The sequence below is a fragment of the Micromonospora sp. DT47 genome (assembly GCF_049844475.1).
Lineage (GTDB): Bacteria > Actinomycetota > Actinomycetes > Mycobacteriales > Micromonosporaceae > Micromonospora.
This window is the reverse complement of record NZ_JBNCLC010000006.1, coordinates 1-25424: the sequence shown is the minus strand read 5'-3', so window position 1 is coordinate 25424 and position 25424 is coordinate 1. Positions and strand designations below refer to the sequence as shown.

Genomic DNA, 25424 nt, shown 5'->3' with positions numbered 1-25424 from the left:
CTGATGACCGATCGCTACGCCGCCTTCCGCGCCCTGCACCGGACCGGCCGGCCGCTGCTGCTGCCGAACGCCTGGGACCACGCGTCGGCCGCCGCGCTCGCCGCGGCCGGGTACCCGGCGCTCGGCACCACCAGCCTCGGGGTGGCCGCGGCGAGCGGCAAACCCGACGCCGTGGCGGCCACCGCCGAGGAGAACCTGCGCCTGGCCGCGCTGCTCGTCCGGCTGCCGGTGCTGGTCACCGTGGACGTCGAGGCCGGCTTCAGCGACGACCCGACCGAGGTCGCCGGCTACGTCGCGGAGCTGGCCGACCTGGGTGTGGTGGGGATCAACCTCGAGGACGGCCGGCCCGACGGTACCCTGGCCGATCCCGCACTGACGGCGGCGAAGATCGAGGCGGTCAAGGCCCGGACGCCGGAGCTCTTCGTCAACGCCCGTACCGACACCTGGTGGCTCGGCATGCCCGAGGCACTGGAGCGGGCCGTGCCGCGGCTGCGGTCCTACCGGCGGGCCGGGGCGGACGGGGTGTTCGTCCCCGGCCTGGCCGACCCGGCCACCATCCGGACCCTGGTGGCGGCGGTCGACGTGCCGCTCAACGTGCTGCACCAGCCCGGCGGGCCGGGCCTCGCCGCGCTGGGCCACCTCGGGGTGGCCCGGGTCAGCACCGGTTCGCTGCTGTTCCGGGCGGCCCTCGCCGCGGTCGTCCGGACCGCCCAAGCGGTCCGCGAGGGCGGCGAACCGGACCCGGGACTGCCGTCGTACGCGCAGGTGCAGCGGCTGACGACGTGCCGGCTCCGTCCCGACCAGGGCGGAACGGAGGAGCTTGGTAGCCCTTAGAGTTAGATGGGAGGATTGCTCGCTCTCCACCCGGTCCGGGTGCTTACGGTCGGTTCATCCGCAGGGTGTCGTACCGGGAGAGGACCCGATCATGCGCGTGCCCAGTCGAAGCTCCAGCCACCAGCCCGGCCCGTCCGTCGCCTCGCCCGCGCCGGCGCGGCGGTCCCCCGCCCCGGGTACGGCCCGGCCCCCCGCGCGGATCGCACCCGACCTGGACGCGTACCGGGACGCCGTCACGGAGCTGCTGGTCGAGGTGGGCGCGCTGGCCGACGCGTCGTCGGCCGCCGCCCGACAGGTGCTGCTCGACCAGCGGCTGCGCGAGCCGGCGATCGCCGCGGTGCTGGACGCCACCCCGCAGGGGTTCATCGGCGCCCGCGAGACGCTGCTGCTGGAGATGGCCCGCTACCAGCCGAACGAGCGCACCTCGGCGAGCGATCTCACCGGGCTGGTCCGGATCTACCTGCTCTCCCGCATCGACGTGATGTGGTGGCGCGACATCCCCCCCTTCCTCACCGACGAGCAGGTCAACGCCCACCCCGACCTGGTCGACCTGGAGTGGCTGCGCCGGCGCGGGCTGATCAGCTTCCGCTACCAGGAGCAGCCGGCGACCGTGTTCGGCCGGGGGATCCGGGCGGTGCGCCGCCGGCTGCTGCCGGACGCCACCCCGCGGACCGCCGGGGTGAAGTTCCGCCGGGCCCGGCGGGAGGTCGTGGCGCTGCTCAACGACCTCGCCCGCGAGTTCGACCGGGCCACCCCGCCCGGCACCCCGTCGCTCTGGGTGACCAGCCTGGTCCGCAGCGCGGCACACCAGTACCAGCTGCGCCGCCTCGGGTACGCCGCGATGGTCCCCAGTGGACACTGCCTGGGCTGGGCGGTCGACGTGGAGATGGAGTGGTTCGGCCGGTTCGGTGTCCGGGACACCCTGGTCGGGATCCTGCTGGCGCGGCAGGCCGCCGGTGAACTCAACGTGGTCGACGAGGGCCAGGCCTGGCACCTCTGCCTCGCGCCCGGCGCCAGCGCCCGGCTGCGTTCGGCGTACGAAGCGGAGATGGGGGCCTGAGGCGGATGTGCGGCATCGCGCTCAGCGTCGGCCCGGAGGCCGATCCGGCGATCTTCCGGCGGATGCTCGCCGTCGTCGCGCCCCGGGGCGAGGTGACCGAGACCCGGCAGGAGGCCGGCCTCCTCACCGGCGTACGACGGCTGCGAATCGTCGACCGGGACCGGGCCGTGCAGCCCTGGACCTCGCCCGACGGGCGGTACGTCCTCTGCTACAACGGTGAAGTCTTCAACCACCACGAGCTGCGCCGCGAGCTGGCCCGGCTCGGGTACCCCTTTCGCAGCGAGAGCGACACCGAGGTGGTGCTCGCGGCGTTCCTGCGCTGGGGCGAGGAGGCCGTGCACCGGCTGCGCGGCGAGTGGGCCTTCGCCCTGGTCGAGCGGGCCACCGGCCGGGTCTACCTGGCCCGCGACCCGCTCGGGGTCAAGCCGCTGTACTGGGCCCGGACGGCGGGTTGCCTGCACGTCGCCTCGGAGGTCAAGGCGCTGGTCGGCCAGCGCGCCCCGATCGGCGAGGTGCCGCCCGGGCACCACGGCTGGGCCGAGCCGGACGGCCCGGTGCGGCTGCGGGCGTACCTGGACCTGCTCACCCTCGGCGAGGGGCTGCCCGTGGTGGACGACCCGGACGAGGCGGCACTGCTGGTCCGCGCCGCGCTCACCGACAGCATCCGGATGCGGGTGGACACCGACCTCACCGTCGGGGTGGTGCTCTCCGGCGGGCTGGACAGCTCGCTCGCGCTGCTGCACGTCCGCGAGCTGCACCCGGACTGCGTGGCGGTCACCGTCGGCGTGCCGGACAGCCCGGACGTGGCGTACGCCCGGCGGCTCGCCGCCGACCTCGGCGTCCCGCACGAGGTGGTCGAGCTGCGCCCGCGCGACATCCGGCTGGCCGACATCCGGGAGGCGATCCGGATCTCCGAGCTGACCGAGTACGGCGACATCATCAACGCGGTGGTCTCCGTGCCGATCTTCCGCCGGCTGCGCGAGCTGGGCGTCAAGGTGGTGCTCACCGGGGACGGCTCGGACGAGCTCTTCGGCGGCTGCCCGATGTACCACCAGGTCGGCCCGGGGCGGGCCCGCCGGCTCTTCCTGCACAAGATCCGCAACCTCTGCCGTACGGAGTTGCAGCGGGTGGACCGGGCCAGCATGGGCCACGGGGTGGAGGCCCGGGTGCCCTTCCTCGACCTCAGCGTGGTGGAGCTGGCGATGCGGCTGCCGCTGGATCTCAAACTGCGTGAGGGCCAGGAGAAGTGGATCGTCCGGCGGGCGTTCGCCGACGTGCTGCCGGACTACATCCGGCGGCGGCCGAAGAACCCGATGTCGTACTCGTCCGGGCTGCACGAGCGGGTCCGGCTGTACAAGCCGCTCTTCGCCCGGCTGCACCGCGCGTTCGGCTACGACCTGCTGGAGCCGGTCCGCCGGGACTTCAGCAGGGTGCTGACCCGCTGCGGCAACGATCTGGACCGGGCGATCGCCGACGGGCTGGCCCGCCCCGACTACACCGTGCTGGAGCACGCCCGGGACCTGGTCGGCGCGGCGAAGTGGAACGCCGCGCCGCTGGTGAAGCGGTTGGTGGGGCCTCGGCGGACCCGGGGCGACGAGGCCCCGTTGCCCGGCTGACCGTCCGATGGCACTCGCGGCTTGACTCCCCGCACACCGGTTACCGCTACTACCGCGCCGACCAGCTGCGCCGGCTCAACCGGGTGGTCGCCCTCAAGGAGCTGGGCCTCACCCTGGCCCAGGTGCAGGCGATCCTCGACGACGCCGTCGACGTCGCCGAGCTGCGCGGCATGCTGCGGCTGCGCCGCGCGCAGCTGGAGGCGCAGGTGGCGGCGGACACCGCCCGGTTGGCCGGGATCGAGGCGAGGCTCCGGATGATCGAGACGGAGGGTCGGATGACCAGCCAGGACGTCGTACCCAAGGAGATCCCGCCGGTCCGCGTCGCGGCGCTGACGGGGACCGCGCGCAGATCGTCGACCTGCCGCCGGTCGCGACCGCCGCGACGATCATCCACCACGGGTCGATGGACCACGTCGAGGAGACCCTGCAGGTGCTCGCGAGGTGGATCGAGGAGAACGGGTACCGCGCCGACGGCTTCGCCCGCGAGTTCTACCTGGACTACACCCAGGGGGAGCCGGAGAAGGGCGTCACCGAGCTGCAGATCCCGGTGGTCAAGGCCTGACCGCCGGCGGCTTCCACGGCGCCCGATCCTCGCACCGCCCGGGCGGACGCGACGGCGGCCTGCCGGAACCGCCTGTGCCCAGGAGGTCCCGGCAGGCCGCCGGAGAGATACGCCGCTCAGCCCGCGGGCGGGAACGGGTCGTCCTTGTAGGTGTACTCGGTCTCGATCTTCCCGTCGGCGGTGTGCACGACGAGCTGGCTGGGCTCGTTGGCGTGGGCCACCTTGCGCCCCTGCTCGACCGCGGTGTGCTTCGTGTCGTACGAGCCGACCGTCTTCGAGCCCTGCTCGACCTTCCAGCCGCCGCCGTTCGGGACCACGTGGTATTCGTTGCGCTTCATGTCTCACCTTCCGTTCGTCCGTCCAGATGGCGGTACCCAGGTGCCGGAATCGGAAACCGGCGTCTCCATCGGATGGTGGACAACCGTCGATGCCTCGCCTAGCGTTCAGGGGATATGCGGAGACCTCTTCTGGGGGCCGGGCTGGCCCTGCTGCTCGCCACCACCGCCTGCGCCGACGCCGATCCGGCGCCACCGGCGCCGGCCGACGCCGGCATGCCCACCGCCTCCCGGCAGAACGCCGACGAGGTCACCCGGACGCTGACCAGCCTGCGCCGGGTCGACGACCTGCCGCTGTACGAGATGACCTATGTCGGTGCGTACGACCCGACGCTCGGCACCGATGCCCGGCCGCAGGCGAGCCCGTTCGGCTGCTCGCTCTTCGCCGCCTCGGGTGACCCGGCCCGGCCGCTGTTCGCCCGCAACTTTGACTGGGACGCCAACCCGGCAATGGTGCTGCGCACCGACCCGCCGGACGGGTACGCGACGGTGTCCCTGGTGGACCTGTCGTACCTCGGGGTGGGGCCCGACCCGACCGGGGACCGGCGGCTGCTCAATGCGCCGCTGCTGCCCTTCGACGGCATGAACGAGCGCGGGCTGGCCGTGGGCCTGGCCGCCGACGACGGGGCGACCGCGAAGCCGGTGCCGGGCCGCCCCACCGTCGGCTCGGTCCGGATCCTGCGCCTGGTGCTGGACCGGGCGGCGACGGTCGACGAGGCGGTGGCGATTTTCGGCCGGTACAACCTGGACTTCGACGGCGGGCCGCCGCTGCACTACCTGCTCGCCGACGCGGGCGGGCGGTCGGCGGTGGTCGAGTTCGTCGACGGCGTCATGCGGGTGCGGCGCGGCGAGGGGCGCTGGCAGGCGCTGACCAACGTGCCGGTGGTCGGCGTGCCCGAGGAGAAGCTCCGTGACGACCACCGGTACGGCGTCCTCGCCGCCGAGCTGGAGCGGGCCGGCGCGGTGCTGGACGCCCCGGCGGCGCTGGCCCTCCTCGACCGGGTCCGGCAGGGGCACACCCGCTGGTCGGTGACCTACGGCCTGCGTACCGGTGAGGTGCGGCTGGTCACCGCGACCGGCGCGGAGCGCCGGTACCGGCTGCCGATGAACTGAGCCGGAACGTGGCCGGGCCCGGCCTTCGCAGGGAAGGCCGGGCCCGGGTGCGCTCCGGTCAGCTCCGCCCGAGCGTCAGAAGCCCGACTGGGTCTGCACGTTGAGCTGCGTGTAGTGGTGCGTCTTCGCTCCCGGGATCGACTCCTCGTCGATCTCCAGGACATCGAAGCCCTTCTGGATGTCGCTGGAGTAGATGTGTCCGTTGTAGTAGTACGCCGACCAGGAGCCGCCGAGGATCAGCTGGGTGTCGGAGAGCGGACCCCGCTCCCAGTAGCCGATCTCCTTCGGGTTGGCCGAGTCGGTGAAGTCCCAGACCGAGATGCCGCCCTGGTACCAGGCCTGGACCATGATGTCCCGGCCCGGCACGGGGATGAGCGAGCCATTGTGGGCGACGCAGTTCTCGGTGGCGCCGTTGAAGCGGGGGATCTTGAAATAGCTGCGGAACTCCATCTTCCGCTCGTCACCGCTGCCGGTGATGTCGTAGATGGCGTCCGCGCCCCAGGTCGACCGGGTGGCCTCGGTGCACCTGGCCTGGCCGCCGCCGCCGAGCTCGTCGGTGAAGACGACCTTGGTGCCGGTGTTGTTGAACGACGCCGAGTGCCAGAAGGCGAAGTTCACCGTGTCGCGGACCGAGTTGATGATCCGCGGCTTCTCCCGGTCGGAGATGTCCATCAGGATGCCGTCACCCATGCAGGCGCCAGCGGCCAGGTCCTTCTCCGGGAACGCCGTGATGTCGTGGCAGCCGCTGGTCGCCGATCCACCCGGACGGCCGGGGTACCCGCCGTCAGGGAAGAGGTTCGGCATGGCCACCACGGCCGCGTCGGTCGGCGACTTCACCGGCACCTTGACGATCGAGATCGAGTCGTGCGGCCTCGCGCAGCCGACGTACGTGTCGCTCGGCCCGTACGAGGAGACGTAGAGGTAGACCGACTCCTTGTCCTTCGCCGGCACCAGGGTGTGGGTGTGCGAGCCGCAGGCCGTCTGGACGGACTTGACGTACTGCGGCTTCACCGGGTTGCTGATGTCGAAGATCTTCATGCCCTCCCACTTGGTCTCCCTGGAGGGGACGCCCGTGCTCGCGCAGGAGTCGTCGCTGCGGGGCGAGTCGGTGGAGAGGAAGAGCAGGTTGCCGTGGACGGAGATGTCGTTCTGCGAACCGGGGCAGTGCACCTGCGACATGGTCTTCGGTGCGGCCGGGTTCGCGATGTTGTAGATGGTGAAGCCCTCGTAGTTGCCGACGTAGGCGAACGGCCCCTGGAACGCGATGTCGGTGCCGAACGCCGGGACGGTGTTGAACGGGGCCTGCTTCGGCACGTTGGCGATCTGTCGCAGGTTGGTGCTGCTGGAGATCTCGTCCACGGCGAGCCGGGCGGTGGCGGCGTCCACGGTGGCCGGTTGCAGCGCCTCGGCCTCGTCCGGCGCCGCTTGGGCGCCCGTTTGGACACCGGCGACGGTGGCGACGAGGAGACCGGCGGCGGCCATGCCGGCGAGGCGGCGGCGCGCCGGTCGTGATGCGGAAAATGTGATCATCGGCGAGACCCTCCAGAAGGGGATGATGATTCGCGTCACACTACCGGCCGGCGGATAACATCTATGTGATCCAAGTCACATTTTACGTCGGTCGTGAATGGATACGATCGCCACGACCTCGACCTCCAGGGGGTGCCGAATGACCGTGCGAGGCAGATGGGCACTGATCGCCGTCACATTGACGGTCCTCGTGCTGGCCGTGACCGCTCTCCTGCTCCGACCAGGTGACAGGCCCTCGGCATCCACACCGAGTGCCGCCGACGCGTCCGCCACCGCCGACGGGCCACCCGTGATCGTGCCGGGCCGGCCGGGTGAGTCGGCGCAGGTCCGTCCCGCCCAGGAGGTCCGGGCGACCGCCACGCCGCCGCACAACTCGATGGACACCTGGTTCGTGCGGATGATGATCCCGCACCACGCGCAGGCCCTGGAGATGGCCGTGCTGGCCCCGCAGCGGGCCGCCGATCCCCGGATCAAGGCCCTGGCCGAGCGGATCCGGGCCAGCCAGGCGCCGGAGATCGACTACATGCGCAGTTGGCTGCAGGCCCGGGGGCTCTCGGCCGACGAGGCGGGGCACGACCACGGCACCATGCGGGGCATGCAGTCGCCCGAGGCGATGCGCCGGCTCGCCGACGCCCGGGGCGCCGAGTTCGACCGGCTCTTCGTGCAGTTGATGAGCGACCACCACGCCGGCGCCGTCGAGATGGCCACCAACTTGCTGAAGGTCGGCGCGGAGCCCATGCTCCTGGAGTTCGCGAACTCGGTCGCGGTGGAGCAGAACGTCGAGATCAGCCGGATGCGCGAACTGCTCGCCTCCTGATCCCGCCCCCGTTCGCGCCGCCGCCACGGCGCCGCGGCCACGGCGCGGCCGTCGACCGCCCACATCGGCACGTAGGCTGGGTGACCGTGAAATCGCACGCTCCTCGGCCGCCCGCTGGGCAGCGTACGGCCTGTCAGCCACGAGGTCCGGCTGACCACCGCGACGGCGGGGACCGCGGGTACCAACTCTCGATGAGCTGAGTCAGCACACGAGTGGGCCCGGCCCCCTGACGGGGGGCCGGGCCCGGCGTTGCCCTCCGGTCAGTCCCGGTACTCGTACTGGGTCTGCGTGTTGAGTCGGTTGACGTGCCTCGTCTTTGCGCCGGGGATCGACTCCTCGTCGATCTCCAGCACGTCCAGGCCCTTCTGGTCGCTTGAGTAGATGTGTCCGTTGTAGTAGTACGCCGACCAGGTGCCGCCGAAGGTCAGCTGGGCGTCGGAAACGGGACCCCGCTCCCAGTAGCCGATCTCCTTCGGGTTGGCCGAGTCGGTGAAGTCCCAGACGGAGACTCCACCCTGGTACCAGGACTGGACCATGATGTCGCGGCCGGGGACGGGAATGAGCGAGCCGTTGTGGGCCACGCAGTTCTCGGTGTCGGCGTTCTCGCGAGGGATCTTGTAGTAGCTGCGGAACACCAGCGAGCGGGCGTCACCGCTGCCCGTGACGTCGTAGATGGCGTCCGCGCCCTTGTCCGGCCCGACCTTCTTGTTGCAGGTCGCCGCGCCGCCACCGCCGAGTTCGTCGGTGAAGATCACCTTGGTGCCGTTGTTGTTGAAGGTAGCCGAGTGCCAGAAGGCGAAGTTCTTCGTGTCGCGCACCCGGTCGATCACCCGGGGCGCCTCCCGGTTGGAGATGTCCATCAGGATGCCGTCGCCCATGCAGGCACCCGCCGCCAGGTCCTTCTGCGGGTAGGCGGTGATGTCGTGGCAACCGCTGGTCGCCGTGCCGTTGCCGCTGCCCTTGTATCCGCCATCGGGGAAGAGGTTCGGCGTGGCCACCACCGCCGCGTCGGTCGGGGCGCCCAGCGGGACCTTGATGATGGAGATCGAGTCGTGCGGCGGCTGGCAGTCCGGGAAATCGCCCGATGGGAAGTACGACGACACGTACAGGTAGACCGAGGTGCCGTCCTTGGCCGGGACGAGGGTGTGGGTGTGCGAGCCGCAGTCGGTCTCGACCGCCTTGACGTAGCGGGGGCTGGTCTTGTCGCTGATGTCGAAGACCTTGATGCCCTCCCAGGACTCCTTGATGGTCGCGGACTGCGCGACGTTGTTGCAGGAGTCGTTGCTGCGCGAGGAGTCGGTGGAGAGGAAGAGCAGGTTGCCGTAGACCGAGATGTCGTTCTGCGAGCCGGGGCAGAGCACCTGCGACACGACGGATGGCGCGCTGGGGCGGGCGATGTCGTAGATCACGAAGCCGTTGTAGTTGCCGACGTAGGCGTAGTTGCCCTGGAAGGCGATGTCGCTGTTGGTGGCGTTCAGCGGGGCCTGCTTCGGCAGGTTGGCGATCTGCCGCAGGTTGGGGCTGCTGGCAACCTGGTCGACGCCGGGGATGGCGTTCGTCGCGTCCACAGTGTCGGCCGGCGCCGACTGCGGTGCCACCTGGGCGTTGCTCGGTGAGGCGATCATGACGCTGGAGACGAGGAGACCGGCCGCGGCCAGGCTCACGACTTGGAACCGCCGTGTTCGCGGCGTGGAAGATCTGATCATCGGCGAGCCCTTCACAAGGGGGAGACGATTGTCCACACCCTACCGGCCCTCGAGACCTGTCGATGTGATCTGACTCACATATCAACGCCTTCGTCAATGGATAGCATCGCGGTGACCTCGACCTCAGGGAGCGGGGCCATGACCAACCGGCGTGCCCGGACTCTGGCAATTGTCATACTGTCCTCGCGGTGCCGCTGGTGATCCTGATGGTGGTCTATCGGGAGCTCCTCGCCGGCTGACCGGGTTTCTCGGAATCCGCAGCGGCCCGCCGGACGGCCGCCGTCAACCGCGCGCACCGGCACGTTCGCTGGGTGAGGCCGCGCTCGCGCTGCTCCAGGTGCTTGCCGGGTGGGGGCCGCTGGCCTTCGACATCGCGGTGCTGATCGCCCTCTACAGCGTGGTCAAGTACGCCGACCGGCTGCGCGACGGCGTGCTGGCCGGCGCGGTCGCCGCGATCGGGGTGGTGCTGGCCACCTCCCAGACGATCAGCACCGCCGCCTGGTGGGCCACCGCGATCTACTTCGCGCTGGTCACCGGCGGGGTGTGGCTGGCCGCGCTGAACGTGCGCACCCGCCGGCTCTACGTGCTCAGCCTGGAGGAGCGGGCCGCCACCCGGCTGCTCACCGCGATCCGGGTGGTCGCCGAGGGCGACTCGGTGGTCGCCCCGTCGATCACCCGCCGGCTGCTCGACCGGTTCGCCGGACAGCTCGGCCCGGGCCCCGCCGAGGACCCGCGGCTGGCCCAGCCAGCCGAGAGCGGGCTGGTCACCCCCGGCGGCTGAGCCCGGGTACGACCTGCGTCGTACGGGTCGCCCCGGTCAGGGGCGCCCACGGGCGGAGACCGGTCGAGCGCGCGGGTGGACGCCGACCGGCCGGTGCCGTCCATAGCGTCGGAGACGTCCTGGTCATCGTCTCCACGGGGAGCACCACGTGTCCGTCGTACCACCCGTCCACCCCACCGCCGGCGTCGCGGTCACCGCCCGAGGACTGCGGAAGGAGTACGGCCTCGGCGCCGCCCGCGTTGTCGCGCTCGACGGCGTCGACGTCGACTTCGCCGCCAGCGGGTTCACCGCCATCATGGGGCCGTCCGGTTCCGGCAAGTCGACCCTGATGCACTGCCTGGCCGGCCTGGACCGGCCGAGCGCCGGGACGGTCCGCATCGGCGACGCCGCACCGACCGGCTCGACGACAAGCGGCTCACCCTGCTGCGCCGGGACCGGATCGGCTTCGTCTTCCAGAAGTTCAACCTGCTGCCCACCGTCGTCAGCGGCGATGGTGGGAGGCCCGCGGCCGATGCTCCCGGCGGGGAGCGTGGCTGGCGGGCCGGGTCAGCTGCCGGGCAGGACGGGACCGCCGGGCGCCGGCGGGCTCGGCTCGTTCGAGGGATTCGCCGGCTCGGTGGACGGTTCGGTGGTCGGGTCGGCGGTGGTCGGGTCGGCGGTGGGCGGGCTCGTGGAGGGCTCCGCCGCCGGCGATCCGCTCGGCTCGGCGGTCGGGGTCGGGGTGGCCGACGTCGACGGCCGACTGGTGGTCCCGGTCTGTCGGACCGGCCGGCGTCCCTGGTCCGTCGTGGTCTCCTCGGCGACGACCGGCACGTCGGCCTCCCTGCCGGGGGCCGTGGCCGGGGCGGTTTGCTGGATGGTGGTCGCCGGGGGCTCCGCGTCATTCGCGGCGCTGAGCGCCGCGCCGAGCGCGGTCAGCGCGACCAGCACCGCCGCGAGGGCACCGACCAGGGTGCCGGGTCGACCACGTCGCCCGGACGACGCCACCGCGGCCCCCGCCGGCACGGTCTGCAGGTCGTCCCGGGTGGCCGGCCCGGCAGCGCCCCGCAGCGCCACCGGCACCATGGCGGTGGGCTCGGAGCCGTCGGCCACCGCGGCCCGCGCCGCCTCGGCCATCGCGGCGCCGGTGGCGAACCGGTCGGCCGAATCCTTGGCCAGGGCCCGGGCCACCAGCGCCCGGACCGGCTCGGGGATGTCGTACGGCAGCTCCGGCGGTTCGTCGTCGAGGTGGCGGACGGCGACCTGGAGCGGGTTGTCGCCGGTGAACGGCGGACCCCCGGTGAGGCAGCAGTACGCCACCGCGCCGAGCGCGTAGATGTCGGTGGCCGCCGAGACCGGCCGCCCGGTGGCCTGCTCCGGCGCCATGTAGAGGGCGGTCCCCGGCACCGCGTTGGTGCTGGTGATGCTGGTCACGTTGGTCGACCGGGCGACGCCGAAGTCGACCAGCACCACGGTGCCGTCCTCCTGCACCAGCAGGTTGCTCGGCTTGACGTCGCGGTGCACGATCCCGCCGGCGTGCGCGGCGTGCAGCGCCTGGGCGGCCTGCGCGACGACCGACATGGTCTCGGCCACGTCCAGGTGGCCGGCCGCCTCGATCCGGCGGGACAGCGGCTCGCCCTCGACGAACTCCATGACCAGGTAGTCGGCCCGCCCGCCGTCGGGGAGGTCGTCCTCGCCGCAGTCGAAGACCTGGACGATGCCCGGGTGGCGCAGGGCCGCCATGATCCGCGCCTCGGCGCGGAAACGGGCGATGAAGTCCGGGTCGGAGACCAGTGCCGGCAGCAGCACTTTCACCGCGACCTGGCGGCCGAGGACCAGGTCCGTGGCACGCCAGACGTCGCCCATGCCGCCGGTGGCGACACGTTCGTCCAAGCGGTAGCGGCCGCTGAGCACGACCTCGGATGACAACACCTCAATACCGTACCCAGAGTCCGGGCGTACGGCAGGCGGCGACATCTCCGGCGGTGACCCGGCCCGCGGACCGGGTCCGGCGGACCCGGACACGCGGTGACGATCCGGAAACCCGGCGTGACACCGGTCGAGCCCGGGCGCCGTAGTCTGAGCGGGCAGCTCCCCGTCATGGCCGGCCCGCTCCCGTGAGCGGACGCCGGGAGCGTCTCGGGGCAGGTTTTCGTTACGCCGAGTCGCGGCGTGTCGGAGTAGATATTTCTCACTCTCTTCTTGCCTGGCGGCAACTTGTCCCCCCGGTCCATCCGCTCCTAGCGTTAGCGCGACTCGGGCCTGCCCACGATGCCGCGGTACGGCCATACTGTCGCGGCGAGTGTCCAGACATGGCGCCCGGGCCACGTCGGCGCCGGGCGCGATCGGGTCAGCGGGGGGCTGATGGTGCGCGATGGGGTCCGGCTGTCGGGCCGGAGGTGCGTCCCGCGCCTCCGACCGGCGGCGACTCGGGCCGGACGGCGGGAACGGCGGATCCATGACCGGTGAGCTGACCGATACGGTCGCCGCGGCGCAGGCCGGGGACGAGGACGCATTCCGCTTCCTCTACCGGAGCCTCCAGCCCGGTCTGCTGCGCTACCTCACCGCGCTGGTCGGCGCCGACGCCGAGGACGTCGCCTCGGAGACCTGGCTGCAGATCTCCCGGGACCTGCCCAGGTTCACCGGGGGCGAGTTCCGGGCCTGGACGGTCACCATCGCCCGGAACCGGGCGATGGACCACCTGCGCCGGCAACGCCGCCGGCCGTCGCTGCCGGTCCCGGTCCAGGCGCTGAGCGAACTGGCCGGGGACGCCGACACTGCCGAACGGGCCGGTGAGACGATCGGGACCGAGTCCGCCCTGGCGCTGATCGCGACGCTGCCGCCCCGCGAGGCGGAGGCGGTGCTGCTGCGAGCCGTGATCGGCTTGGACGCGGAGACCGCCGGCCGGGTGCTCGGGCGACGGCCCGGTGCCGTGCGCACGGCCGCGCACCGCGGGCTGCGCCGGCTGGCTGCCCTGCTGTCACGCCAGGACCTGTCCCAGCCGTCGGAGGGCGACCAGCGGACCGGGCCGCCGCGCCCGCGGCGCGGCCGCGACCGGCAGGCGCCGAGCGCCTCCCGGGCCGAGCCGGCGGACGGATGACGTGAGGAGAAACTGGATGAACTTCCGTCGCTCCGAGGGACCCGACCGGCCCGCCGACCGCGCCGAGTCCGATCGGCTCCTCGACGCCGCCCACGCCGGTACGCCTCCGGCCGAGGGTGCCGACCCGCTCACCCGGCTGCTCTCCGCCGCCTCCGCCCCGGCCCGCCCCGGTGAGCTGGCCGGCGAGCAGGAGGCGTTGGCGGCCTTCCGGGCCGTCCGCGTGGCGGGAGCGGCCGCGCCGGTGGCCCCGGCCCGGCGGCGGCGCGGACTGACCACCGGTGTGGTCGCCTGGATCGGCGGCATCGCCGCCACCGCCACGGCGGGCGCCGCCTTCGCCGCCGTAACCATCGACCGCCCGGCCGAGCCGCCCCGCCCGCCGGTGCCCGCGCCGGGTTCCACCGGCGGCGACCAGGGCGGATCGTCCTCGCCCAGCGGTGCCGGCAGCTCCGGCGGACCCACCACCACGCCGGGCGCCGTACCGTCGTCCGCCGCGACCACCCCCGGCGGTCCCGGGAAGCCGGCCGGCGCGGGGCAGCTCGCCGGGCAGTGCCGGGCCTACCTGGCCAAGTCCGAGGGTCAGCGTCGCCAGGCGCTGGCGAGCCCCGGGTTCGCCGACCTGGTCGCCGCCGCCGGTGGCGCCGGGCAGGTGACGGCCTACTGCCAGCGCCTGCTGCCCGAGGGGGAACCGGTCACGCCGTCCTCATCCCGGGCCTCCCGGACCGGTCCCGCCCCCGCCGGGTCCGCCCCCGGGGTTCCCACGCCCGACGCCCGAACCAGCAAGAAGAGCTAGTCGAGAAGGATTCACAGAAATTTCTTCCCGCCCGGTCGGCGAATTCCGTCTGCTAGACAGAAGATGGGACCTGCGGGGGCCCGGCCGGTGATGGCCGACGCCACCGTGGTGATGGTGCGGCCGGATCCAGCGTCGGGAGGGGGACCATCTCGTGGTGACGTCGCCGGAGCTGGACCGGAGGACCGTGCTGGGGGATGTCGCCGCCGCTGTGGGCCACCTGGCCCGGATCTGCTTCAAGACCGGGCCCCCGGTCTTCACCGGCGTCGAACTGGAATGGACCGTGCACGACGCCGCCGACCCCGCTCGACCGGTGGACCGGGAGCGGCTGCGGGCGGCGCTGGGGCCGTACAGCCCCGTCACCCTGGACAGCACCAGCCCCGCCCGACCGCTCCGGCACGGTGGCACCGTGACCGTCGAGCCCGGGGGACAGGTGGAGGTGTCCACCCCGCCGCGACCGTCCGTCGCCGCGTTGATCTCGGCCACCGAAGCCGACATCGCCGAACTGACCGCCCTGCTGGCGCGCGCCGGGTTGGTGCTCGGGCGTAGCGGCATCGACCCGTGGCGGCCGCCACGGCCGGTCGTGGAGACCCCGCGCTACCGGGCCATGCGCTGCGTCTTCGACCGGCGCGGCCCGGCCGGCCGGACCATGATGTACAGCACGGCGGGCCTGCAGGTCTGCCTCGACGCGGGGGCGCCGGCCGACCTCACCGCCCGCTGGGCCGCCGTGCACGCGGTGGGACCGCCACTGGTGGCCGCGTTCGCCACCGCCGACCGGCACGCCGGGCGGCGCACCGGCTGGGCGTCCGCGCGGATGGCGGCCTGGCTCGGCATCGACCCCGCCCGCACCCGGCCCGTCTGGACGCCGCACCGCCCGGACGAGGACCCGCTCGCGGCCTGGAGCCGCTACGTCCTCGCCGCGCCGCTGCTCTGCCTGCGCCACGACGGTCCGGACTGGACACCGCCGCCCGGGGTCACCTTCGCCGACTGGCTCGACGGCGCGCTGCCCCGACCGCCCACCACGGACGACCTGGAATACCACGCCAGCACGCTCTTCCCGCCGGTGCGACCCCGGGGCTACCTCGAGATCCGCTACCTGGACGCGCAGCCCGGGCGGGACTGGGCCGTACCGCTCGCCGTGCTGACCGCCCTGCTCGCCGGCGCCGACACGGTGCGCGCGGCCCGGGCGCTCGGCGAGCCGGTGGCCGACCGCTGGCACGCCGCCGCCCGGCACGGCCTGGCCGACCCGCCGCTGGCCGCGGCCGCCGCGGCCCTGCTCGACCTGGCGCTGGAGGCGCTGCCCCGGCTGGAGCTGCCGGCGGAGACCCACGAGGAGACGAGTCGAGGAATCCGGCGGCGCCGCGCCGCCGCGGAGGGGGGACACCGGTGACCGGTACGACCACCGAACAGTTGGGCGCCGAGCAGCTGCGCAGCCGGATCGCGGCGGAGCTGGAGCGGACCCGGTCCCGGACCGCGCTGCTGACCGGGGCCGTCGACGACGACGACCTGATGCGCCAGCACTCGCCGATCATGTCCCCGCTGGTCTGGGACCTCGCCCACGTGGGCAACCAGGAGGAGCTCTGGCTGGTCCGCGACGTGGGTGGTCGTGAGCCCGTCCGGCGGGACATCGACGACCTGTACGACGCGTTCAAGCAGCCCCGCAAGGACCGCCCCGCGCTGCCGCTGCTGCCGCCGGCCGAGGCGCGGGCCTACCTGAACACCGTCCGGGACAAGGTCCACGACCTGCTGGACCGGGTGCCGTTCACTGACCGTCCGCTGCTGGCCGACGGGTTCGCCTTCGGCATGATCGTCCAGCACGAGCAGCAGCACGACGAGACGATGCTCGCCACCCACCAGCTGCGCTCCGGCCCGGCGGTGCTGGACGCGCCGCCGCCGCCCGAGCCCCGGGCCCGGGTCGCCGGCGAGGTGCTGGTGCCGGCCGGGCCGTTCACCATGGGCACCTCCACCGACCCGTGGGCGTTGGACAACGAGCGCCCCGCGCACATCGTCGACCTGCCGGCGTACGTGATCGACGCGGCGCCGGTCACCAACGGGGCCTACCGGGAGTTCGTCGCCGACGGCGGGTACGACGACCCGCGCTGGTGGAGCGGGGCCGGCTGGCGGCACCGCACCGAGGCGGGGCTCACCGCGCCGATGCACTGGCGCCGGGACGGCGACGGCTGGGCGTACCACCGGTTCGGCCGCTGGTCGCCGGTGCGCCACGACGAACCGGTGGTGCACGTCAGCTTCTTCGAGGCGCAGGCGTACGCGGCCTGGGCCGGCCGGCGGCTGCCCACCGAGGCGGAGTGGGAGAAGGCGGCCCGCTGGGACCCGGCGACCGGCCGCTCCCGCCGCTATCCGTGGGGTGACGAGGACCCGAGCACCGCGCATGCCAACCTCGGCCAGCGGCACCTGTGGCCGGCGCCGGTGGGGGCGTACCCGGCCGGTGCCTCACCGCTCGGGGTGCACCAGCTGATCGGTGACGTCTGGGAGTGGACGTCGACCACCTTCCGCGGCCACCCGGGGTTCGCCGCGTTCCCCTACCGCGAGTACTCCGAGGTCTTCTTCGGCGACGACTACCAGGTGCTGCGCGGCGGCTCGTTCGGCACCGACCGGTCGGCCTGCCGGGGCACCTTCCGCAACTGGGACTATCCGATCCGGCGGCAGATCTTCAGCGGCTTCCGCTGCGCCCGCGACGCCCGGCCCGAGGAGGCGCACGGGTGATCGGGGGCGCCTGCTGATGTGCCGCCACCTCGCCTATCTCGGGCCGCCGGTGATCCTGCGGACCCTGCTGTTCGACCCGCCGTACTCGCTGGTGCGACAGTCCTGGGCGCCGCGCGACATGCGCGGCGGCGGGACGATCAACGCGGACGGCTTCGGGGTGGGCTGGTATCCCGCCGACCCGGCCCCGGGCCAGCGGCGCGAGCCGGGCCCGGCCGCCGCCCCCCGGAGCGGGGAACCGGTCCGCTACCGCCGCGCCACGCCGATCTGGAGCGACCCGACGCTGCCCCAGCTCGCGGCGGTGACCAGCAGCGGCGCGGTGCTGGCCGCGGTCCGCTCGGCCACGGTCGGCATGCCGGTGTCGGAGGCCGCCGCGGCGCCCTTCGCCGAGGGGCGGTGGCTGTTCAGCCACAACGGGGTGGTCCGAGGCTGGCCCGACTCGACCGTCCCGTTGGCAGCCCGGCTGCCGGTGCGGGACCTGCTCACCCTGGACGCCCCGACCGACGCGGCGCTGCTCTGGGCGCTGGTCCGGGGCCGGCTGCGCGCCGGCGCCGACCCGGCCACGGCGGTCGCGGAGACGACGGCCGAGGTCGAGGCGGCGGCGCCCGGGTCGCGGCTGAACCTGCTGCTGACCGACGGCCGGACCGTCGTGGCCACCGCGGCCGGTCACGCCCTGTCGCTGCGGGCCACGCCGGAGGCGGTGCTGGTGGCCTCCGAGCCGCTCGACGACGACCCGGGCTGGCGTTCGGTGCCGGACGGGCAACTCGTGGTCGCGACCTCGGCGGGAGTGCGCACGCACGCCCTGGCGGGAGCGTGACGCGCCACGGAGTTTTCGCAGGTGGGAGTCAGGGACGTTCGCCCAACGGAAGGGACACCTCATGAGCGCGGAGCCACTGGAGATCTACCTGGAGGAGCAGGACCTCGGCCGCGGGCTGCGGGAGGACGCACGGATCGGGCTGACCGCCGACCCGAAGTGGCTGCCCCCGAAGTGGTTCTACGACGCCCGGGGCAGCGAGCTGTTCGAGGAGATCACCCGGCTGCCGGAGTACTACCCGACCCGGGCCGAACGGGCGGTGCTGGCCGAGCGGGCGGCCGACATCGCCGAGCTGACCGAGGCCAAGACGCTGATCGAGCTGGGTTCCGGCTCGTCGGAGAAGACCCGGCTGCTGCTGGACGCCTTCACCCGGCGCGGTGGGCTCGGCACGTTCGTCCCGCTGGACGTCTCGGTCAGCGCGCTGCGCCAGTCCACCGAGCAGATCGCCAGCGACTACCCGGGGCTGCGGGTGCGCGGCATCGTCGGCGACTTCACCCGCCAGCTGGACCGGCTGCCCACCGGCGGCCGGCGGTTGGTGGTCTTCCTCGGCGGCACCATCGGCAACCTGCTGCCGGTCGAACGGACCGGGTTCCTGACCGCGATGCGGGCCTCGCTGGAGGCGGGGGACTGGCTGCTCATCGGCACCGACCTGGTCAAGGATCCGGCCGTGATGGTGCCGGCGTACGACGACGCCGCCGGGGTCACCGCCGAGTTCAACCGCAATGTGCTCCGGGTGATCAACCGGGAGCTGGGGGCGGACTTCGACCCGGAGGCGTTCACCCACGTGGCGGTCTGGGACCCGGACCGGGAGTGGATCGAGATGCGGCTGCGGGCGGAGCGCCCGATGCGGGTCCGGGTGCTCGACCTCGACGTCGACTTCGTCGCCGGAGAGGAACTGCGTACCGAGGTGTCGGCGAAGTTCCGGCCGGAGGGGATCGCCGCCGAGCTGGCGGCGGCCGGCTTCGCCGTGGAGGAGTTCTGGACCGACGCCGACGGCCTGTTCGGGGTGACGCTGGCCCGGGCCGACTGACCGACCGGGGCCGACCGGCCCGGTGGCGACGCGGCGCGGTGATGATCTTCACCCGCGTCGGCCGACAGCGGGCCGGTCGGCTAGGCTGGCTGGCGCGAAGGGGAGTAGCCCCCAATGTCGTGGTCGACACACTGGTGCGTTCCGCACCCGGCCACGCGGCCCCGCCGACGGCGGGGCGGGCGAGACCTTCGACTCAGGCTGTTGCAGCCGGGTCGAGGGCGCCCCTGTACCTCCTCCCGGCGTGATCGGGAAGGTTCTCATGGACGGTTTTCTTGCCGCGCTGGTGATCAGCTTCGGCGTCATCTTCGTCGCCGAGCTGGGGGACAAGTCCCAGCTGATGGCGCTCACGTTCGCCACCCGGTTCAAGCCGGTGCCGGTGCTGATCGGCATCACGATCGCCACCGCGATCGTGCACCTGGCCTCGGTGGCGATCGGGTACGGCCTGAACGCGGCGCTGCCCACCGGCTGGATCTCGCTGATCGCGGGTCTGGCGTTCCTCGGCTTCGGCGCGTGGACCCTGCGCGGGGACAAGCTCACTGAGGAGGAGAGGCGCAAGGCGGAGAAGACCGGCAAGTCGGCCATCGTCGCGGTCGGCGTCGCGTTCTTCCTCGCCGAGCTTGGTGACAAGACCATGCTGGCCACCATCACCCTGGCCACCAAGTACGGCTGGTTCGGCACCTGGCTCGGGTCCACGCTGGGCATGGTGGCCGCGGACGCGCTCGCCATCCTGGTCGGTCGGCTGCTCGGCCGGCACCTGCCGGAGAAGGCCATCCGGTACGGCGCCGCGGTGCTCTTCGCCATCTGCGGCCTCTGGCTGATCCTGGAGGCGGTCGGCGAGCTGTCCTGAGCGCGGACTAGCCGGGCTGGGGGCGGGTAACGCTCCCCGGTGATGCTGGAGGAGATCCTGCGCCACGGTGACCGGGTGGCGGTCGTCGTGGTGGAGATCGCCGGCGCGGCGGTCATCTTCGTCGGCGCGCTCTGGGCGGCGCTGCGGTTCGTCGTCGAGGGACTGCGACACCGCAGCGCCGCCGTCTTCACCCCGATCCGGCTCTCCCTCGGCCGGTTCCTCACCCTCGGGGTGGAGTTCCAGCTCGCCGCGGACATCCTGCGTACCGCGGTGTCCCCGACGTTCGCCCAGATCGGGCAGCTGGCGGCCATCGCCACCATCCGGACCGGGCTGAATTTCTTCCTGCGCCGGGAGATCGCCCAGGAGCAGCAGCAGGTACGCGACGCCGGGGCCGCCACCGCGGAGGAGCGCGGGTGACCGAGGTGCTCGCCGTCCTGGTGACCGGGGCGGCACTGCTGGCGGGCGCCACCGTGCTGTGCACTGGTGGTTCCTGGCGTATGGCGTTGCGGGTGCTACTGGACCTGCTGGTCGCCGTCGGACTGCTGCGGCTCACCTCCGGGCCCGGTTGGACCGCGCTGGCGACCGCGGCCGCGATCATCGTGCTGCGTCGGCTGCTCTGGGCCGCACTGAGCTCCGCCCGCCCGGTCCCGCCGACGACTGTCATCGCCGGGCTGCGGGTAGGACGACCACCGTCTACCGTCAGCGGCAGAGCGACAAACGGTAAATAACGGGAGGATAGGCCATGGGCAGGCACGACGAGCCGAACGAGTACGGCTTCGCGGGCGAGGCGACCGCCCCCGAGCCCCCGGCGGGCGGCCGGGCGGACGAGCGGGACCGGGCCGAGGCGGTGGCGGTGCCGGGCGACGACCTGACCGAGCCGTTCAGCGAGGCGCTGCACGAGACCGAGGAGACCGAGGAGGAACGCGCGGCCGAGCGGCGGCGCTGAACGTCCGTACCACCGCGCACCCCCGCCGGTCGGGGGTGCGCGGGCTGGCCGCAGGAGCCCCGATCAGCGGGAGCTGGGCAGCGCGGTCAGCCGCGCCCCCTCGCAGAGCAGATCTCGGTGGGGGTGTGCGCCTCGGCGGCCAGCCGGCGGTCGGACGGCGCCTGCCTGATCCATGGGTGTCTTCTGCGGTTTGTTCCGTGATTGGGACGAATCAGCCTCTACTGAGAACTTCGGTCGTCTACATTCGTTTGGTCACTTCACTACATGGATGCGCCGATTAGATCCTGACATGTTGTCTGCGAATTCTAGGGGGATTTCGTGCAGTTTCACCGGCTAGCCGCCTCGGCGGAACGGAGGGCGTGATGGACGTTCGCACCGCCCTGCGCCTGGTCCGCCGACACTGGTGGATCGTTCTGGTCACGCTCATGGTGGCGGTCGGTTCGGCGGCGCTGATCACCGTCCGCACGGCACCCCGCTACGTGGCTTCGGTGACCTTCTTCGTGACCACCCCGAGCCAGGGGGTTACCGACGCGTACCAGGGCAGTCTCTTCCTCCAGCAGCGCGTCAAGTCGTACGCCGACCTGCTCCGCAGCGACCGCCTGGCGCAGAGCGTGGTCGCCGACAACGCGGTGGGGCTCACCGCCGGCGACGTGCAGCGCCGGGTCAGCACCTCGACCGAGACCGGGACCGTCCTGCTGCGTGCCACCGTCACCGACACCGACCAGACCCGGGCGCTGAAGGTCACCGAGACGCTCTCGGCGAAGTTCGTCGAACTGGTGGAGAATGTCGAGACGACCGGCGACGGTAAGGCCTCACCCATCAAGATCGAGGTGGTCGGCGGCCCCCGGGTGAGTTCCCACCCGGTCGCCCCGCAGCCGACCCGCAACCTGGTCGTCGGCGGCCTGGTCGGGCTGCTGCTCGGCATGGCGCTGGCCGTGCTCCGGGGCATGTTGGACGTCCGGCTGCGGGACGCCGCCGGCCTGCAACGGGTGACCGGCAGCGCGCTGCTCGGCGAGATCCCCTTCGAGTCCGGCGCGCGGAGCGCCCCGCTGATCGTCGGGGAGGCGGCCAACTCGGCGCGCGCCGAGGCGGTCCGGAAGCTGCGCACCAACCTGCGTTTCGTGGACGTGCACGAGCCGGCCCGGGTCATCGCGGTCACCAGCGCGTTGCAGGGCGAGGGGAAGACCACGCTCTCCTGCAACCTGGGGATCGCCCTGGCCGAGGCGGGCTGGCGGGTGCTGGTGGTCGACGCCGACCTGCGCCGGCCGAAGGTCGCCGACTACCTCGGGCTCGACGGCGGCGTGGGCCTCACCGACGTGCTGGTCGGCGACGTGCAGGTCGGCGACGTGGTGCAGCGCTGGGGCGACAAGTCCCTGCTGGTGCTCCCGAGCGGCTCGGCCCCGCCGAACCCGAGCGAGCTGCTCGGTTCCAAGGCGATGGCGGACCTGCTGCTCGCGCTGCGGGAGTCGGCCGACATCGTGATCATCGACACCGCCCCGCTGCTCGCCGTCACCGACGGCGTGGTGGTGGCCGTGCAGGCCGACGGCGCCCTCCTGATCACCCAGCAGGGCAAGACCTCGCGGACCAAGGTGGCCGCGGCGGCCCGGTCGTTGCACTCGGTCTCGGTACGGGTGCTCGGCTGCGTGCTCAACATGACCAAGGTGACCAAGGCCGACGCCTACCAGTACGAGGCGTACCGGATCGCCGCCACCACGAAGCCGTTGGTCCCCGCCGAGCGGGCTCCGGCCGCGCACCGCGGCGAGTCCGGTGGGGTCAGCGGCGCCGGGGACCGGACGCAGGAACTCAGCCGGTTGCCCCGATGAGTGCCAGCACCGGTCGCATCGACCGCTCGATCTCCTCGGCGCAGCGCCGGAAGTCGGCGGGGGTGCCACCGACGGGATCACGCAGGTCGTCCGCGTCGGGGGCGGCGGGTTGCAGCCGCCCCCGGGCGCGGGCGGCCGCCCGCACCGCGTCCCGCAGCGGCGCGTCGACCGGCTCCGGCAGCGGGTCGGCCGCCGCCGCCAGCCGCCCGAACTGGCGCAGCGTGAAGGTCCGGTGCAACGCGCCCGGGGCGAGCGCCGTGCACATCGAGCGCTGGCGGCGGGTCGCGGTCAGCACCAGGGTGGCTTCGGTGAGGTGGTCCGGCCGCAACTCCCGGCTGATGAAGGTGGACGGGTCGGCACCGGTCTCCGCCGCGATCTCGGCCGCGTACGGGTGCATCGGGCGGCCCTCCAGGGCATGGGTGCCCGCGCTGGCCACCGTGATCGGCCGATCGCCGAGCAGGTGCCGGGCGATGTACTCGGCCATGGGTGACCGGCACATGTTGGCGTGGCACACGATCAGCAACCGGTTGACCATCGCGGTCCCTTTCGTCGTCGGGGTCGCGGGAGTGGGTGCTGCGACGGCAGTGCTCCGGCGGTCGCGGCCGGACGCGAAGGGGATGCCGGCATCCTATGCGGCCACCGGTGCCGGCCGCCCCGGTGCCGCGCCGATCTTCCGGTACGCGACGGGGACACGCCGATGAGGATCGGCATCCTGTCGTACCACTTCCCGCCGGAACCGGCCTTCATCCCCGGCAGCCTCGCCGAGGAGCTGGCCCGGCGCGGCCACGAGGTACGGGTGCTGACCGGCTTCCCGGACTATCCCGGCGGGCACGTGTACCCGGGCTGGCGGCAGCGGTGGCGGCACCTGACCCGCAGCGAGCGGCTGACCGTGCGCCGGGTGCCGCGCTACGCCGGCGGCGACGGCTCGACCGGCGCCCGGATGGCCAGCTACCTGTCGTTCGCCGGTAGCGCCGCCATGGTCGGGCGCCGCTACCTGGCCGATGTGGACGTGCTGTACGTCTTCCAGCTCCCCGCCACGACCTTCGCCACCGCCGGGCTGTTGCGGCTGCTCGGTCAGGTGCCGACGGTGCTGCACGTGCAGGACCTCTGGGCCGAGGAGGAACGGGAGGGCGAGGGCGCCGAACGGCGGGGCTGGCCGGGACGGATGGCCACCACCATGCGCCGGGTGCACCGGGAGGCCGACGCGGTCGCGGTCACCGCACCGTCCATGCGGGACCTGGTGCTCGCCGACGGCGTGCAACCGGAGCGGGTGCGGGTGGTGCTCAACTGGACCGACGAGCGGATCTTCCAGCCGGTGCGGCCGAGTCGGGCCGCGCAGGGGATGATCCGGCGCGACGGCCGGTGCGTGGTGATGCACGCGGGGACGATCGGCGTACGGCAAGGGCTGGAGACCGCGGTCCGCGCGGCGGCGGCCCTCGACGACCGGATGGACCTGGTGCTGGTCGGCTCGGGCGCGGAGGAGCGGCGGGTGCGGGGGCTCGCCGCCGAGCTGCGCGCGGAGAACGTGCGCTTCGTGGAGCGCCGGTCGCCGGTCGACATGCCCGATCTGTACGCCGCCGCCGACTACCAGCTGGTGATGCTGCGCAACCTGCCGGAGTTGCGGGGCAGCGTCCCGGGAAAGCTGCAGGCCGCGCTCGCCTGCGCCTCACCGGTGATCGCGGCCGCGGGCGGCGACACCGTCGAGCTGGTGGAACGGGCCCGGGCCGGCCTGTCCTGCCCACCCGAGGACTGGGCCACGCTGGCCGACCGGTTCTGGCTGGCGTCCACCATCCCGGCCGCGGCCCGGTCGGAGATGGGACGGCGGGGTCGGGAGACCTACCTGCGGGAGATGTCCCTGCGGGCGGGGGTGGACCGGATCGAGCGCCTGCTGCACGACGTGGCGGCGGGCCGTGGGGCCCAGCGGGTCAGCTGAACGATCCGTCGGACCCAGGTCCGGTCCGGCCGTGCCGGCCCGCTCACCCGGTACGAGGCGGCATCTGCACCGCGAACACCCGGGTCACCTGCCGGAAGCCGGCGGCGTCGTACATCCGCCGGGCGGGATTGCCGTCGGCGACCTCCAGACCGAGGCTGGGCAGGCCTGCCTCCCGGGAGCCCCGCAGGGCGTGGGCGAGCAGGGCGCGCCCCAGCCCCTGGCGCTGCGCCGCCGGCGCCACGCCCAAGTTGAGGATCCAGCCGCAGCCGTCGTCGGTCCACGGCACCGGTCCGGCGCACAGGACGTGGCCGGCGCTGCGCCCGTCCGGGCCGGTGACCCGGGCCGAGGCGCCCGCCAGCGGTGGCACCGGGTCCGCGTGGTCGAACATGGCGCGGATCTGGGTGGTGTCAGAAGGCTGCCACGACCCGTCCGGGTGCCCCGGACCGTACGCGGCGGCGAGACCCGCGGCCAGGTCGTCGTCCCAGCCGGCGCGGCGCCACGACCAGCCGCTGGGCAGCCTCGGCGGCTCCGGCAGGGTGGACAGGTCGTGCCGGATGCCGGTCGCGGCCCGGGTCAGGGCCGGTCCGCCCGCGACCAGGGCGGCCGAGCCGTCGTCCCCGGGCGACAGGCGATCGTCGTCGGTGACGTCCGTGCGCGGCTGAGCGTTGTCCGGTGCGTCGCACCGTGGCTGGCATCCTGACGAGTTCGCGCAGTGCCCGGACCGACCCCGGCGAGCGGAGCCCGGTCGGGATCACGGTGGCCGGGTGGGTGGGTCAGGTCGGGTGGGTCGTGTGTCCGGTGTCCGGTTCGGTGGGGGGTTCGCGTCGTGCGGTCGGGTCGGTCCGGGGTGTGGTCGAGGGTCGGGCGTGACCGCGGTCCGGGTGTTCCGGTTGGGGGTTGGTGTCGGCCGTGTCCCGTGACCGGTGGCACGCTGGCGGCGGAATCGTCGGGGGGCCGGGGTCGTTACATTCTCTGTACGACCGCAGTAGTAAGCCCCCGCCGGTCTGGCCGGTCGGGCCCCGGAATGATGGTGGGCCGGCGGTCGTTACACATGGTCCCGGCGCCGCGAGCCCCCCGCTCGTGAAGCCTG

Annotated in this window: 23 protein-coding genes and 4 pseudogenes; 21 read left to right on the top strand and 6 right to left on the bottom strand. The window is 73.2% G+C overall.

What is annotated here, in order from left to right; all coding sequences use genetic code 11:
* Positions 1-3: 3 nt before the first annotated feature.
* The 4 genes and pseudogenes from ACLQ2U_RS11280 to ACLQ2U_RS11265 all read left to right on the top strand — a co-directional run bounded on the left by ACLQ2U_RS11280 (position 4) and on the right by ACLQ2U_RS11265 (position 4072).
* Complete coding sequence (locus ACLQ2U_RS11280) at positions 4-834, top strand: isocitrate lyase/PEP mutase family protein (RefSeq protein WP_425750541.1); 831 nt, start codon at positions 4-6, stop codon at positions 832-834.
* 91 nt (positions 835-925) lie between these two features.
* Positions 926-1894, top strand: coding sequence for a hypothetical protein (locus tag ACLQ2U_RS11275; RefSeq protein WP_425750540.1), 969 nt, complete (start codon positions 926-928; stop codon positions 1892-1894).
* A gap of 5 nt (positions 1895-1899) precedes the next feature.
* Entirely contained in the window at positions 1900-3510 is a 1611-nt protein-coding gene (locus tag ACLQ2U_RS11270; protein WP_425750539.1) for an asparagine synthetase B family protein, read from the top strand.
* Positions 3507-4072: pseudogene (locus tag ACLQ2U_RS11265) on the top strand (MerR family transcriptional regulator). The gene ACLQ2U_RS11270 and the pseudogene ACLQ2U_RS11265 overlap by 4 nt, the downstream one beginning before the upstream one ends.
* Before the next feature lie 116 nt (positions 4073-4188).
* On the opposite strand, the gene ACLQ2U_RS11260 reads toward ACLQ2U_RS11265, so the two are convergent.
* Positions 4189-4410 (bottom strand): DUF2188 domain-containing protein, encoded by a 222-nt coding sequence (locus ACLQ2U_RS11260; protein ID WP_425750538.1) that lies wholly within the window; start codon positions 4408-4410, stop codon positions 4189-4191.
* Positions 4411-4524: 114 nt separating this feature from the next.
* Between ACLQ2U_RS11260 and ACLQ2U_RS11255 the strand changes: the two genes are divergently transcribed.
* Entirely contained in the window at positions 4525-5520 is a 996-nt protein-coding gene (locus ACLQ2U_RS11255) for a linear amide C-N hydrolase (protein WP_425750537.1), read from the top strand.
* A gap of 75 nt (positions 5521-5595) precedes the next feature.
* On the opposite strand, the gene ACLQ2U_RS11250 is transcribed toward ACLQ2U_RS11255, so the two are convergent.
* Positions 5596-7002, bottom strand: coding sequence for an LVIVD repeat-containing protein (locus ACLQ2U_RS11250; protein ID WP_425750836.1), 1407 nt, complete (start codon positions 7000-7002; stop codon positions 5596-5598).
* A 187-nt stretch (positions 7003-7189) separates the two neighbouring features.
* On the opposite strand from ACLQ2U_RS11250, the gene ACLQ2U_RS11245 reads away from it, so the two are divergent.
* On the top strand, positions 7190-7867 hold the full coding sequence (locus ACLQ2U_RS11245; RefSeq protein ID WP_425750536.1) for a DUF305 domain-containing protein: 678 nt from the start codon (positions 7190-7192) through the stop codon (positions 7865-7867).
* Between the two features lie 260 nt (positions 7868-8127).
* On the opposite strand, the gene ACLQ2U_RS11240 is transcribed toward ACLQ2U_RS11245, so the two are convergent.
* The gene (locus ACLQ2U_RS11240; protein WP_425750535.1) at positions 8128-9573 is read right to left on the bottom strand and encodes an LVIVD repeat-containing protein; all 1446 of its coding nucleotides are present in this window, start codon (positions 9571-9573) and stop codon (positions 8128-8130) included.
* Between the two features lie 151 nt (positions 9574-9724).
* Between ACLQ2U_RS11240 and ACLQ2U_RS11235 the strand changes: the two are divergent.
* The 3 pseudogenes from ACLQ2U_RS11235 to ACLQ2U_RS11225 all read left to right on the top strand — a co-directional run.
* A pseudogene (locus ACLQ2U_RS11235) lies at positions 9725-10138 on the top strand (hypothetical protein); the annotation flags it as partial.
* 51 nt (positions 10139-10189) lie between these two features.
* Positions 10190-10327: pseudogene (locus ACLQ2U_RS11230) on the top strand (DNA-binding response regulator); the annotation flags it as partial.
* Between the two features lie 175 nt (positions 10328-10502).
* Positions 10503-10840: pseudogene (locus tag ACLQ2U_RS11225) on the top strand (ATP-binding cassette domain-containing protein); the annotation flags it as partial.
* A gap of 60 nt (positions 10841-10900) precedes the next feature.
* On the opposite strand, the gene ACLQ2U_RS11220 reads toward ACLQ2U_RS11225, so the two are convergent.
* A complete protein-coding gene (locus tag ACLQ2U_RS11220; protein ID WP_425750534.1) occupies positions 10901-12265 on the bottom strand; it encodes a protein kinase domain-containing protein in 1365 nt (454 codons plus the stop codon).
* Positions 12266-12791: 526 nt separating this feature from the next.
* Between ACLQ2U_RS11220 and ACLQ2U_RS11215 the strand changes: the two genes are divergently transcribed.
* The 11 genes from ACLQ2U_RS11215 (at position 12792) to ACLQ2U_RS11165 (ending at position 22401) form a co-directional block, all read left to right on the top strand.
* Entirely contained in the window at positions 12792-13433 is a 642-nt protein-coding gene (locus ACLQ2U_RS11215; protein WP_425750533.1) for an RNA polymerase sigma factor, read from the top strand.
* A gap of 16 nt (positions 13434-13449) precedes the next feature.
* On the top strand, positions 13450-14223 hold the full coding sequence (locus ACLQ2U_RS11210; RefSeq protein WP_425750532.1) for a hypothetical protein: 774 nt from the start codon (positions 13450-13452) through the stop codon (positions 14221-14223).
* A 151-nt stretch (positions 14224-14374) separates the two neighbouring features.
* Positions 14375-15610, top strand: coding sequence for an ergothioneine biosynthesis glutamate--cysteine ligase EgtA (gene egtA / locus ACLQ2U_RS11205; RefSeq protein WP_425750531.1), 1236 nt, complete (start codon positions 14375-14377; stop codon positions 15608-15610).
* Entirely contained in the window at positions 15607-16944 is a 1338-nt protein-coding gene (gene egtB, locus ACLQ2U_RS11200) for an ergothioneine biosynthesis protein EgtB (protein WP_425750530.1), read from the top strand. The genes egtA and egtB overlap by 4 nt, the downstream gene beginning before the upstream one ends.
* Positions 16945-16960: 16 nt before the next feature.
* On the top strand, positions 16961-17758 hold the full coding sequence (gene egtC, locus ACLQ2U_RS11195) for an ergothioneine biosynthesis protein EgtC (protein WP_425750529.1): 798 nt from the start codon (positions 16961-16963) through the stop codon (positions 17756-17758).
* Positions 17759-17819: 61 nt separating this feature from the next.
* On the top strand, positions 17820-18785 hold the full coding sequence (egtD, locus tag ACLQ2U_RS11190; protein WP_425750528.1) for an L-histidine N(alpha)-methyltransferase: 966 nt from the start codon (positions 17820-17822) through the stop codon (positions 18783-18785).
* A gap of 259 nt (positions 18786-19044) precedes the next feature.
* On the top strand, positions 19045-19632 hold the full coding sequence (locus ACLQ2U_RS11185) for a TMEM165/GDT1 family protein (protein ID WP_425750527.1): 588 nt from the start codon (positions 19045-19047) through the stop codon (positions 19630-19632).
* A gap of 42 nt (positions 19633-19674) precedes the next feature.
* On the top strand, positions 19675-20049 hold the full coding sequence (locus ACLQ2U_RS11180) for a DUF1622 domain-containing protein (protein WP_425750526.1): 375 nt from the start codon (positions 19675-19677) through the stop codon (positions 20047-20049).
* Complete coding sequence (locus tag ACLQ2U_RS11175) at positions 20046-20360, top strand: hypothetical protein (protein ID WP_425750525.1); 315 nt, start codon at positions 20046-20048, stop codon at positions 20358-20360. Before ACLQ2U_RS11180 ends, ACLQ2U_RS11175 begins: the two co-directional genes overlap by 4 nt.
* A 14-nt stretch (positions 20361-20374) precedes the next feature.
* Complete coding sequence (locus tag ACLQ2U_RS11170; protein WP_425750524.1) at positions 20375-20578, top strand: hypothetical protein; 204 nt, start codon at positions 20375-20377, stop codon at positions 20576-20578.
* Positions 20579-20940: 362 nt separating this feature from the next.
* The gene (locus ACLQ2U_RS11165; protein WP_425750523.1) at positions 20941-22401 is read left to right on the top strand and encodes a polysaccharide biosynthesis tyrosine autokinase; all 1461 of its coding nucleotides are present in this window, start codon (positions 20941-20943) and stop codon (positions 22399-22401) included.
* Here the strand turns inward: ACLQ2U_RS11165 and ACLQ2U_RS11160 are convergent.
* Positions 22382-22936: a low molecular weight phosphatase family protein gene (locus tag ACLQ2U_RS11160; protein ID WP_425750522.1), complete on the bottom strand. Its 555-nt coding sequence runs from the start codon at positions 22934-22936 to the stop codon at positions 22382-22384. The two genes, ACLQ2U_RS11165 and ACLQ2U_RS11160, sit on opposite strands and share 20 nt — an antisense overlap.
* A 162-nt stretch (positions 22937-23098) precedes the next feature.
* Here ACLQ2U_RS11160 and ACLQ2U_RS11155 point away from each other — a divergent pair, with 162 nt between their 5' ends.
* The gene (locus ACLQ2U_RS11155; protein WP_425750521.1) at positions 23099-24334 is read left to right on the top strand and encodes a glycosyltransferase family 4 protein; all 1236 of its coding nucleotides are present in this window, start codon (positions 23099-23101) and stop codon (positions 24332-24334) included.
* A 43-nt stretch (positions 24335-24377) separates the two neighbouring features.
* Here ACLQ2U_RS11155 and ACLQ2U_RS11150 read toward each other — a convergent pair whose 3' ends face one another.
* The gene (locus ACLQ2U_RS11150; RefSeq protein WP_425750520.1) at positions 24378-24722 is read right to left on the bottom strand and encodes a GNAT family N-acetyltransferase; all 345 of its coding nucleotides are present in this window, start codon (positions 24720-24722) and stop codon (positions 24378-24380) included.
* Positions 24723-25424: the final 702 nt, after the last annotated feature.